The following is an 11,449-nucleotide window of genomic DNA, read 5'->3' on the forward strand; positions in this document are numbered from 1 at the left end:
GCCGGGCCTGGGCGGCGGTAGCAGCGGCGCCCGCGGTGGTGGCGGCGGCTCCTGGTTCCCCGGCCTTGGCGGCGGCGGGGGCAAGGGCGGCGGCGGCAAGGGCGGCGGCTGGCCCTTCTGAGTTGACGCCCAGTCCACTAGCCTGGCGGCGTGGACTACGCCGCAGCATTGCTCGACGAGAACCGCGCCTTCGGTGAGCTGGTCCGCTCCGGGGATCCGGAACTGGCGATCCCGACCTGCCCGGAGTGGAACCTGACGCAGCTGTTCCGGCACGTCGGACGCGGACACCGTTGGGCCGCCCAGATCGTCGCCGACCGCCTGGACCACGCGCTGGACCCACGCGAGGTCGTCGACGGCAAGCCGCCCGCGGACCCCGACGCGGCCATCGACTGGCTGCACGACGGCGCCCAGCGGGTGCTCGACGCGATCACCGGTATCGGGCCGGACAATCCGGCATGGACGTTTCTGGGTCCCCGCCCGGCCGTCTGGTGGCTGCGCCGCCGGCTGCACGAGGCGACGGTGCACCGCGCCGACGCCGCCCTGGCACTCGGCGTCGACTTCAACCTGTCGCCGGAGTTGGCTGCCGACGGGATCTCCGAATGGCTCGACCTGGTCACCGCACGGCCTGGCCGCGACGGGCAATCGCCGCTGGCCGGCGGTCAGAGCGTGCACCTGCACGCCACCGATGACGGCCTGGGATCGGCGGGCGAGTGGACGATCAGCCGGTCGCCCGACACCGGCGCACTGAGCTGGTCGCATGAGCACGGCAAGGGGTCGGTGGCACTGCGCGGCCCGGCCCGCGACCTGTTCCTGGCGGTCATGCGCCGGGTTGCGGTGGCCGACACCGACATCGCGGTGTTCGGTGACGCCGCGGTGTGGCAGGACTGGGTCGAGCACACCGCGTTCTGAGGGCGCGCCGACACGGTAGTTTGCAGACCATGAGCACATCGGAGATCGCGACCGTCCTCGCCTGGCACGACGCCCTGGCCGCCGGTGACGTGGACACCTTGGAGCAGCTGTCCAGCGAGGACATCGAGGTAGCCGACGCCGACGGTGCCGCGCAGGGCCATCAGGCGCTGCGGCAGTGGGCAGCCTTGGCGCAGACCAGCGCCGGGATCGGCCGGATGTATGTGCACGGCGGGGTGGTGGTGGCCGAGTTGACGCCCGCCGAAGCCGGCGCCACCGCCCAGGCGGTTGCCTTCCGGGTGGTGCACGACCACGTCACGGCGGTGTTCCGTCACGACGACCTCGACGCGGCGTTGACCGCCACGGACCTCACCGAGGCCGACCGCGCCGACTGAACCGTTACTCTCTACCCCATGCGCGGGATCATCCTGGCCGGCGGCTCAGGCACCCGCCTGTATCCGATCACGATGGGCGTCAGCAAACAGCTGCTGCCGGTCTACGACAAGCCGCTGGTCTACTACCCGCTATGCACCCTGATGCTGGCCGGTATCCGCGACATCCAGGTGATCACCACCGGCCATGACGCGCCGGCCTTTCAGCGATTGCTGGGCGACGGCAGCACATTCGGGGTCGACATCACCTACGCGGTCCAGGATCGGCCCGAGGGCCTGGGGCAGGCATTCGTCATCGGCGCCGAGCACATCGGCACCGATTCGGTCGCACTGGTATTGGGGGACAACATCTTCTACGGCCCCGGGCTGGGAACCAGCTTGCGGCGCCACCAATCCGTTTCCGGCGCAGTTATTTTCGCATACTGGATGGCGGACCCCTCGGCCTACGGCGTCGTCGAGTTCGGCGCGGACGGCACGGCGGTGTCGGTGGTGGAGAAGCCGGCGGCCCCCAAATCGCACCATGCGATACCGGGGCTGTACTTCTACGACAACGACGTCGTCGAGATCGCCCGGGACTTGAAGCCGTCCGGGCGCGGCGAGTACGAGATCACCGATATCAACCAGACCTACCTCGAGCAGGGCCGGCTGCGGGTCGAGACGCTGGCCCGCGGCACCGCCTGGCTGGACACCGGGACGTTCGATTCACTGCTGGACGCCGGCGATTACGTCCGCACCATCGAGCGCCGCCAGGGCCTCAAGATCGGCATCCCCGAGGAGGTCGCCTGGCGGATGGGGTTCATCGACGACGCCCAACTCGCGGACCGCGCGCAAGCCCTGCTCAAGTCCGGATACGGCGGTTATCTGCTGGAGTTGCTGGACCGGCGCTGATCGGCTACCGAGCGCCGGCGATCGTCGCCGCCGCGCGCTGCAGCGAGCGCTCGGCGTCTTCACGCCGATCGCCCATCCCGACGAACATGTCGACGGTCATCGGCCCCAGGATGTTCGTGAGCGCACGGCCGTCCCGCTCGAAGGTGCCGACAATCTCCAACAACACCACGCCGTGGATCATGCTCCAGATCCGCCCGGCCAAATCCACGACGTCGTCCGCACGGATCCTCCCGGCGGTGACCATGCGCTGCACGGCGGCGATGAGTTGTTCGAATGCATTGTTCCCCACCGGCATTCCGATGTTCGGCGTGCCGATCAGCCGAGGCGACGCCAGGCCGAACATCAGCCGGTACCGCTGCGGATTCTCCAGCGCGAACTCGCGGTAGTTGTAGCCCATCACGAAGAAATCGGCCATCGGGTCGTCGATTCGCGGACCCGCGCCGAGCGCAGCACCGAACCGCTCAAACGACGCCGCGACGATGGCGTCCAGCAGGCCGTTCATTCCGCCGAAGTGGGTGTAGACCGCCATCGTCGACGCCCCGATCTCGGCGGCGACCTTCCGTGCCTGTAGCGCCTCGGGACCCGAGGTTTCCAATAGGTGCAGCCCGGCTTCGATCAAGCGCTCACGCGGATTCACCCTTGCCATCCTGCCATAACGATGTTATACACGAACATAACGTCGTTATGACAAGGAGGTGCCAGTATGAACAATCCGTACCTGGAGGGCGGTTACGCCCCGATCGCCCAGGAATACACCCTCACCGACCTCAAGGTGTCCGGGGTCATCCCCGACTACCTGGACGGCCGCTACCTGCGCAACGGCCCCAACCCGGTCGGCGAAATCGATCCCGCCGTCTACCACTGGTTCATCGGAGACGGGATGGTCCACGGCGTGCGGCTGCGCGAGGGCAAGGCCGAGTGGTATCGCAACCGCTACGTGCGCGGGCCGCAGACAGCCCAAGCACTCGGCGAACCGCCGCCGCACGGCTACCACCGCGGGGCGATGGGCATCGGTGCCAACACCAACGTGATCGGCCACGCCGGGCGCACCTACGCGCTAATCGAGGGCGGCGTCTCCTGCTATGAGCTGACCGACGAGCTGGACACCATCGGCGCCTGCGACTTCGACGGCACCCTGCCCGGCGGCTACACCGCGCATCCCAAACGCGACCCGGACACCGGCGAGCTGCATGCCGTGTCGTACGCGTTCAACCGCGGTAACACCGTGCAGTACTCGGTGATCGGCGCCGATGGCCGGACGCGGCGCGCCATCGACATCGAAGTCACCGGCTCGCCGATGATGCATGACTTCTCGCTGACCGAAAACCACGTCGTCTTCTACGACCTTCCGGTGACCTTCGATGTACGCCAGGTCGTCGAGGGGTCGGCGCCTCCGGGCCTGCGGCTGCCGGTGCGACTGGTCCTGAATGCCTTGATCGGGCGGGTCCGCATCCCGGACCCGATCACCGCCCGGTTACCGAGGCCCAAGGACGGCGACCGCCGCATGCCGTATCGGTGGAACCCGAAATACCCTGCGCGGGTCGGGGTTATGCCCCGTGATAGCGACAGTTCAGACGTGCGGTGGTTCGACGTGGAACCGTGCTACGTGTTCCACCCGCTGAACGCCTACGACGACGGCGACACCGTCGTGCTCGATGTGGTGCGCCACCCCAAGATGTTCGACACTGACCTTCGTGGTCCGGCGGAGGGTCCGCCCACGCTGGATCGGTGGACGGTGGACCTGGCCGATGGCAAAGTCCGGGAGTCCCGCATTGACGACCGGGGCCAAGAGTTCCCCCGGGTCGACGAGCGCCGGGTCGGCCGACGGCACCGGTTCGGCTATGCGGTTGGTTTCAACGGCGACGAGTCGACGCTGCTCAAGCATGACCTCGTCGGCGGTTCGACGGCGACGCGCTCGTTTGGTGCGGGAAAACAGTTGGGCGAGTTCGTCTTCCAACCGTCCGCAACCGACGCGGCCGAAGACGACGGTGTGCTGATGGGCTTCGTGTACGACAGCGCGACCGATCGCAGCGGGCTGGCCATCCTGGATGCGCCCACGCTGGAGGACGTCGCCGGTATCCAGCTTCCGCATCGTGTTCCCGCCGGTTTCCACGGCAACTGGGTGCCCAGCGGGCAGTAGGAGATCGAGATGAGCACGAGGTTGGTAACGCCGTCGGAGCCCGCGATGCGGGCCGGCGATCCGGAGCGGGGAAGCACTGCCGCCCGTCTCGGACAGGCATTCGCCCAGGGATATCTTTCTATGGAGGAGTACGAGACACGACTGGGGCGGGCGTTTGAAGCTGAGACCGTTCGTGCCCTCGACGATCTGCTCGTCGATCTGCCCGTCGGGCGGATTGGCCGGCGGGATCCGCAGCGTCGTGCCGCGCGCCACGCCGCCGCCGGTCGTGCCGTGCGGATTCATCTGTTCGCCTATCTGGCCGTGTCGGTGCTGATGATCGGCATCTGGCTGGCGACCGCCGTGGCCGCCGGGGCGTGGTATTTCTGGCCCGCTTGGCCCATCCTCGGCTGGGGCATCGGGATCGTCTCCCACGCGATTCCCGTTGGGGCGTGTGGGCGAAGGGCTTCCCGTGCCGCCGACCCTGTCGTTAGCGTGTTCGGTACTCGAACTTTCCCGCGCTAACGACAGTTTCGGCGCAAACGGCGAACAACTACACCCGGTAGCCGACCAGGAAATTGCCCAAACGTTCGATAGCGCTGGACAAATCACGAGCCCACGGCAGCGTCACGATACGCAGGTGGTCCGGGGCGGGCCAGTTGAACCCGGTGCCCTGGGTGACCAGGATCTTCTCCTGCAACAGCAGATCCAGGACCAACTGCTCGTCGTCGGCGATCGGGTAGACCTCGGGGTCTAGCCGCGGGAACGCGTACAGCGCACCGCTCGGCTTGACGCAGGAGACGCCCGGAATCTCGTTGAGCTTGGTCCAGGCGACGTCGCGCTGTTCGAGCAGCCGCCCGCCGGGCAGCACCAGATCGTCGATGCTCTGATGACCGCCCAATGCCACCTGAATGGCATGCTGGGCCGGCACATTCGGGCATAGCCGCATATTGGCCAGCAGGTTGATGCCCTCGAGGAAACTGGTCGCGTGCTCCTTGGGGCCGGTGATCGCCACCCAGCCCGCCCGGTAGCCGGCCACCCGGTAGGCCTTCGACAGCCCGTTGAAGGTCAGGCACAGCAGATCCGGCGCCAGGGAGGCCAGGTTAATGTGCTCGGCGTCGTCGTAGAGGATCTTGTCGTAGATCTCATCGGCGAGCAGCAGCAGTTGATGCTTGCGGGCCAACTCGGCGATCTGGTCGAGCACCTCCCGGCCGTAGACCGCGCCGGTGGGGTTGTTCGGGTTGATCACCACCAGCGCCTTGGTGCGTTCGGTGATCTTCGATTCCATGTCGGCGATGTCGGGCTGCCAGCCCTGGGTCTCGTCGCACAGATAATGCACGGGCGTGCCGCCGGCCAGCGAGGTCGACGCCGTCCACAGCGGATAGTCCGGCGCCGGGATCAGCACCTGGTCGCCGTTGTCCAGCAGGGCCTGCAGCACCAGGGAGATCAGCTCGGACACCCCGTTGCCCAGGTACACGTCGTCGACGTCGAAGCGCGGGAAGCCCTCGACGAGTTCGTAGCGCGTGACCACTGCCCGGCGGGCCGGCAGGATGCCCTGCGAATCGGAGTAGCCCTGTGCGTGCGGCAGCGCCTGGATCATGTCCCGCATGATGACGTCGGGCGCCTCGAACCCGAACGGTGCCGGGTTACCGATGTTCAGCTTGAGGATGCGGTGCCCCTCGGCCTCCATCCGGGCGGCCTGGGCGTGGATCGGACCGCGGATCTCGTAGAGGACGTCCTGCAGCTTGGTCGACTGCGCGAAGGTGCGCTGCCGCAGCTGGCTGCCGGGCGCAGGCCAGGGCATCTGATGAGGCAACTGGTGAGCGGTCACGTCGACAATGGTCCCATAACTGTCCAATCAAAATTTGCCCGAGAAACAGATCGGGGCCGTATGTGCACCCACACGGCCCCAACCTGTTATCTCAGCGTTTGCCCGGTGGCTTCGCGCCGCGCTGGATCCCCAGCCCCTTCACCGGCGGCTGTTCCTTGGGAGCCTCGGCCGCCGGTGCCGCCTCGGTGGGGGCAGCTTCAGCAGCCGGCTCAGCCGCGGGCTCGGCTGCGGCCGGCTCGGTCTTGGCGGGTTCGGCAGCCGGAGCCGCCGCGGCCTTCTTGGCGCCGGGCTTGCGGGCGCCTGCCGCCATCCCCAGACCCTTGACCGGTGGGGCAGCCGCGGGCTCCGCGGCGGTGCTGGTCGGCTCGCTGGCCGTGCTGGCCGGTTCCGCCGCAGAGCTGACGGGTTCGGCCGGGGCCGCGGCCGCCTTCTTGGCGCCGGGGCGCTTGGCCCCACCGGCGATGCCCAAGCCCTTGACCGGAGCAGCGGGCGCGGCCGGTTCGGCAGGTGCCGCAGTACCGGCCTGGGCAGCCGGGGCCGCGGCCGCCTTCTTGGCGCCGGGGCGCTTGGCCCCACCGGCCATCCCCAGTCCCTTGACCGGGGCCGCGGTTTTGGCCTCGGCCGCCGGGGCCTCGGCGGGCTTCTCCGCCGTCACGGTGGCCACAGCGGCGGGGGCGGGCGCCTCCTGCTCGGCCTTCTTGGGGGCCCGCTCGGCCGCCGCCGCGGCGGTGCCCTTGGCCGGCAACGTCACGCCGGACAGGTCCAGTGAGTCCAGCAGGATCTGCGCGATGTCACGCACGTCCACACCGGTGCGCCCGGAAGCCTCGATGCGGTCGTCGAGACCATCGGAGATCATCACCCGGCAGAACGGGCAGGCGGTGGCGATGGTGGTGGCACCGGTGGCCAGCGCCTCGTCGACGCGGTCGTGGTTCACCCGCTTGCCGATGTGCTCTTCCATCCACATCCGCGCCCCGCCGGCCCCACAGCAGAACGAGCGGTCGCGGTTCCGCGGCATCTCGACCAGGTTGGCACCCGAGGCGGTGACGAGCTCGCGCGGCGGCTCGTACACCTTGTTGTGCCGGCCCAGGAAGCACGGGTCGTGGTAGGTGACGTCCCGCGCCATCGGGGTGACCGGGATCAGCCTCTTGTCCCGGATCAGCCGGTTGAGCACCTGGCTGTGGTGCAGCACCGTGTATTCGCTGCCCAGCTGCGGGTATTCGCGGGAGATGGTGTTGAAGCAGTGCGGGCAGCTGGCGATGATCTTGCGCTCCGGCTTGTCCACCCCGTCGAACACCTCGTTGAGCATCTCGACGTTCTGAGTGGCCAGCTGCTGGAACAGGAACTCGTTGCCGGACCGGCGGGCCGGGTCACCGGTGCAGGTCTCGCCGGTGCCCAGCACCAGGAACTTCACCCCGGCCGCGGCCAGCAGCTCGGCGGTGGCCTTGGTGGTCTTCTTGGCCCGGTCCTCATAGGCACCCGCGCAGCCCACCCAGAACAGGTACTCGAACCCGTCGAAGCTCTCGACGTCCTGGCCATAGACCGGGATGTCGAAGTTGAGCTCGTCGATCCAGGCGGTGCGCTCGCTGGCGTTCTGCCCCCACGGGTTGCCCTTGTTCTCCAGGTTCTTGAACAGCACAGCCAGCTCGGACGGGAACTCCGACTCCACCAGCACCTGGTAGCGGCGCATGTCCAGGATGTGGTCGATGTGCTCGATGTCCACCGGGCACTGCTCGACGCAGGCGCCGCAGTTGGTGCAGGACCACAGCACGTCGGGGTCGATCACGCCGCCCTGTTCCTCGGTGCCGACCAGCGGCCGGACCGCCTGCTCCGGACCGGAGCCGCCGATGCGCTCGAAGCCCTTCTCCGGCACGTGGTGGCCCGCCAGCGGTTTGGCGTCGGCGAGGTCGACGTCCATGGCCGGCGCCTCCGAGGTGCCGAGCAGGTACGGCGCCTTGGCCATCCAGTGGTCGCGCAGGTCCATGATCAGCAACTTGGGACTCAGCGGCTTACCGGTGTTCCACGCCGGACACTGCGACTGGCAGCGGCCACACTCGGTGCAGGTGGCGAAGTCGAGCATGCCCTTCCAGGAGAAGTCCTCGATCTTGCCGCGGCCGAACACCGCGTCCTCAGGCGGGTCGTCGAAGTTCAGCGGCTCACCGTCGTACTCGATCGGCAGCAGCGGACCCAGGCCGTTGGGCAGCCGCTTGAACGTGACGTTGACCGGCGCCAGGAAGATGTGCAGGTGCTTGGAGTGCAGCACGATGACCAGGAACGCCAGCGCCACCCCGATGTGCAGCAGCAGCGAGACGGTCTCGATCGTCTCGTTGGCGGACAGGCCCAGCGGCTCCATGAGCTTGCCCATCAGCTGCGACAGGAAGGCGCCATTGCCGTAGGGCAGGCTGCCGGTGTTGACCGCGGCCCCGCGCAGCAGCAGGAAGGTCCAGACGACGTTGAGGATCATCACCAGGATCAGCCAGGCGCCGCCATTGTGCGAGCCGTAGAACCGGGAGTCCCGGCCGTGCTCGGTTGGGTTGCGGATGATGCGGATGATCATGAACGCGAAGATCGACAGGGTCACCGCGGTGATGAAGAAGTCCTGCAGGAAGCCCAGCGCGTCCCAGTGCCCGATGAGCGGGATGGCGAAGTCGTGCTTGAACAGCTGGCCGTAGGCCTCGATGTAGACCGTGAGCAGGACGAAGAACGCCCACATGGTGAAGAAGTGCGCGATGCCCGGGATCGACCACTTCAGCAACTTGGCCTGGCCGGCGACCTCGCGGATCTGCGTCCAGACGCGGTCTTTGATGTCGGTCATCCGCTCGGCGCCGGTCTTCTGACCGGACATGACCAGCCGGTACAGCCAGAAGACCCGGCGTGCGGACAGCAGGCCGACGATTGCCGTCATGCCCAGGCCGACGACCAGCCTGATCAGCATCTGGGTGTTTTCGGTCACGGAGAGCCTCTCCCATCCACAAGTTACTGACTGGTAACCCCACTGCGGTTACTGACGGGTAACTTACGCCAACCTTGCGCAGCACCTGTTCAAGCCCTGCTCGGTGCTCGCTCATAGTGCCACCCCGCACCCGCCCGGCGCGACAAAGGTTGGCCTAACTGTATCGGTCGGCGACCCTTCGGCACGGGCTTTCTCGGCGGGCGACGGCTATCCGTTCTCCTCCGCGGTCGTGGTGGCGGGCGCCTGAGACGCGGTCGTGGTCGGCGCCTCCGTGGTCGTCGTCGGCGGTTGCGTCGTGGTCGGAGCCGTCGTGGTCGGGGATTCGGTGGTGGTGGTCGGTGCCTCGGTGGCCGTTGACTCCGTTGTCGTGGCCGGCGGCGCGTTTTCTTCGGTGGTGGTCTCCGGGGCGACCGGCCCGGGGACCGGGGCGATCGGTGCGTCGCCGGGCGCCACCGGGGTCGAGGTGACCGACGTCGTCGCCGGTGTGGTGTCACCGGAGTCCTTGTTCACCAGCCGGACCATGCCCCACACCATCGCCGCGATCAGCAGCGCCGTCAGCACGCCCCAGCCGATCAGCGCGAGCGGCTGCAGGTACCAGGGAGTCGGTGGCGGTTCGGGCGGTGCGGACCAGCTGGCGGGCGGGCCACCGGGTTCGCCGTATTCGCTGTAGTAGCCGGCCGGCTCGCCGTAGTTGCCGGTCCGGCGGTAGTCGTAGCCGGCCATCTGGGTCGGTTCGTTGTTCGGATCGTCCGGCGTTCGTTCCACGCGCACCAATGGTAGGTGCCGCGGCTGACGAAAGGCCGCGGCGCCGCCTGACGAGTCGCTGTGCCGTCTCCGGACGGCCGGGTCATTCCCGACCGGTAGCGGTCCGTCGTGCAGCGAGCGCGAACACGGCTCGCCAGCCGAGCAACAAGACCGCCGTCGCTGTCGAGGCGACCACAATGAAGGACCACGCCACACCCGCCGATGTCGCTGCGCGCAAGACCATGCCGACCAGCACCGTCGATATCCAGACGATCACCCCGGTGGGAACCAGGGCGGCCGGCCGGCGCCAGGCCCGGGACAACAGCCAGCCCAGCACCGTGCCGCTCAGAAAGGGCCAGGCCGTCACCGCCAAGCCGCTGAAGTCGACGCCCTCGTCGTGGCTGCGCCGGCCTAGGGCGCAGAAGATCAGAACGGCCACCAGATCCATACCGAGCCAGGCCGGTTTCTGCTGCGGTCGCATGCGGCGAGACTACTGGGCCAGTGCGCCGCCTACCGGTGTGGCGGGATGGTGATCACCGTCGGCAGCTCCGGAACCTTGGGGATCGGCGGGATGGTGATCACCGACGGCAGCGACGGCAGGCGGTGGCGGTGCGATTCGCCGGGCGCCGGGGGCTGCTGGGCCGGTGGTTGTTGCGGCGGGGCCTGCTGCGGTGGGGCCGCCGGTGGGGCCGACGTGCTCGAGGAACTCTCCGACGGCGTGGTGCTGGAGGTGGTGCTGCTGCTGGTGGTCGTGCTGGTGGTGCTCGAGGAGCTGGTCTGCGGCGCTGGGCTGCCCCCTCCGGGGCCCCGGCTGGTCAGCTGGATGATGCCCCAGATCACCAGCCCCAGCATCACCGCGATCAGCGCGAACCAGGCGATCAGCACCGACCGTCGCCGGAACCAGGGTGTGGGCGTTACAGCGGCGAAGTTCGCGGTGTCGGCCTCGGCGGCAGGCTGCTGGTCGAACGGGTTGTAGGCCGGCCCGTACTGGGTCGGCGCATTGCCGGGGTGGTAGCCCGGCTCGCCGGGACGGGGGCCCAGGCCGGCGGGGCCGAAGGGCGCGGGTTGCGGCCCGGGCGGCTGAGGTCCGCGCTGGCCGTATTGAGTGGAGCGGGTGGGGTCGTCGCCGGGGTTGCCGGGGCGGTCTGAAGATCCGTAGCGCGCCATTCCAGCGATCGTAATGGACAGCGGTTACCGGCGACCCGACTGAGAGGTCAGAACGTTTCGACGTTGTCGATGCTGACGAACATGCCGTGACCGGTGCGGTCATTGGTGAACCGGGTGCCGTCGATATCGGCTTTGATGCGCCACCCCTGCGCCTGGTAGGTCAGGTAGTCGATGGTGACGACCGGGATGTCGCCCAGGTTTCCCAGCACCCATCGCACGGTGCCGTCGGTACCGACGCTGACGCCGTTGGCGTGTTGGCCGTCCTTGAGCGGGGTGTTGGTGAACTCCGCCTCGCAGTCGACTTGCGGCGTCGAGATCTGGCAGCGGGTCCTGCCCGACTTCGTCTCAATGAAGACGTAACCGTTCTCGTCGGGCGCCAAGGGGACGACGCCGGCGGGCACTTTTGTGGTGCCTGAGGGGGGCGGTTTGGACGGGGTCGGGGTATTGGGAGGCCA

The 11,449-nt window shown here is 68.3% G+C and carries 12 protein-coding genes; 5 read left to right on the forward strand and 7 right to left on the reverse strand.

Features of this window, described 5'->3' with window-relative positions; genetic code table 11:
* Positions 1-150: 150 nt before the first annotated feature.
* The 3 genes from A5648_RS08010 to rfbA are packed head-to-tail and all read left to right on the forward strand — an operon-like array spanning position 151 to position 2,186.
* Positions 151-909, forward strand: a complete 759-nt coding sequence (locus A5648_RS08010) for a maleylpyruvate isomerase family mycothiol-dependent enzyme (protein WP_065024030.1) — start codon at positions 151-153, stop codon at positions 907-909.
* 29 nt (positions 910-938) lie between these two features.
* Positions 939-1,301 carry a nuclear transport factor 2 family protein gene (locus A5648_RS08015; RefSeq protein WP_064855566.1) on the forward strand — a complete coding sequence of 121 codons (363 nt, stop codon included), beginning with the start codon at positions 939-941 and terminating at the stop codon, positions 1,299-1,301.
* Between the two features lie 18 nt (positions 1,302-1,319).
* Positions 1,320-2,186, forward strand: a complete 867-nt coding sequence (gene rfbA, locus A5648_RS08020) for a glucose-1-phosphate thymidylyltransferase RfbA (RefSeq protein ID WP_065024031.1) — start codon at positions 1,320-1,322, stop codon at positions 2,184-2,186.
* A 4-nt stretch (positions 2,187-2,190) separates the two neighbouring features.
* Here the strand turns inward: rfbA and A5648_RS08025 are convergent, their stop codons facing one another.
* Complete coding sequence (locus tag A5648_RS08025; RefSeq protein ID WP_428844320.1) at positions 2,191-2,823, reverse strand: TetR/AcrR family transcriptional regulator; 633 nt, start codon at positions 2,821-2,823, stop codon at positions 2,191-2,193.
* A gap of 66 nt (positions 2,824-2,889) precedes the next feature.
* On the opposite strand from A5648_RS08025, the gene A5648_RS08030 reads away from it, so the two are divergent.
* Entirely contained in the window at positions 2,890-4,326 is a 1,437-nt protein-coding gene (locus A5648_RS08030) for a carotenoid oxygenase family protein (RefSeq protein ID WP_065024033.1), read from the forward strand.
* Positions 4,327-4,335: 9 nt separating this feature from the next.
* Complete coding sequence (locus A5648_RS08035) at positions 4,336-4,827, forward strand: DUF1707 domain-containing protein (RefSeq protein ID WP_065024034.1); 492 nt, start codon at positions 4,336-4,338, stop codon at positions 4,825-4,827.
* Between the two features lie 28 nt (positions 4,828-4,855).
* On the opposite strand, the gene A5648_RS08040 is transcribed toward A5648_RS08035, so the two are convergent.
* The 6 genes from A5648_RS08040 to A5648_RS08065 all read right to left on the reverse strand — a co-directional run.
* A complete protein-coding gene (locus A5648_RS08040; RefSeq protein WP_065024035.1) occupies positions 4,856-6,160 on the reverse strand; it encodes a pyridoxal phosphate-dependent aminotransferase in 1,305 nt (434 codons plus the stop codon).
* 64 nt (positions 6,161-6,224) lie between these two features.
* Entirely contained in the window at positions 6,225-9,065 is a 2,841-nt protein-coding gene (locus A5648_RS08045; RefSeq protein ID WP_065024039.1) for a (Fe-S)-binding protein, read from the reverse strand.
* 225 nt (positions 9,066-9,290) lie between these two features.
* The gene (locus tag A5648_RS08050; RefSeq protein WP_065024036.1) at positions 9,291-9,848 is read right to left on the reverse strand and encodes a hypothetical protein; all 558 of its coding nucleotides are present in this window, start codon (positions 9,846-9,848) and stop codon (positions 9,291-9,293) included.
* A gap of 82 nt (positions 9,849-9,930) precedes the next feature.
* Complete coding sequence (locus A5648_RS08055; protein WP_065024037.1) at positions 9,931-10,308, reverse strand: DUF3054 domain-containing protein; 378 nt, start codon at positions 10,306-10,308, stop codon at positions 9,931-9,933.
* A gap of 29 nt (positions 10,309-10,337) precedes the next feature.
* A complete protein-coding gene (locus tag A5648_RS23705) occupies positions 10,338-10,994 on the reverse strand; it encodes a hypothetical protein (RefSeq protein WP_131810536.1) in 657 nt (218 codons plus the stop codon).
* Between the two features lie 47 nt (positions 10,995-11,041).
* Positions 11,042-11,449 (reverse strand): hypothetical protein (locus A5648_RS08065; protein WP_065024040.1); only part of this gene is annotated, 408 nt, incomplete at its 5' end.

It is taken from the genome of Mycolicibacter sinensis, assembly GCF_001673565.1.
Classification (GTDB): Bacteria; Actinomycetota; Actinomycetes; order Mycobacteriales; family Mycobacteriaceae; genus Mycobacterium; species Mycobacterium sinense_C.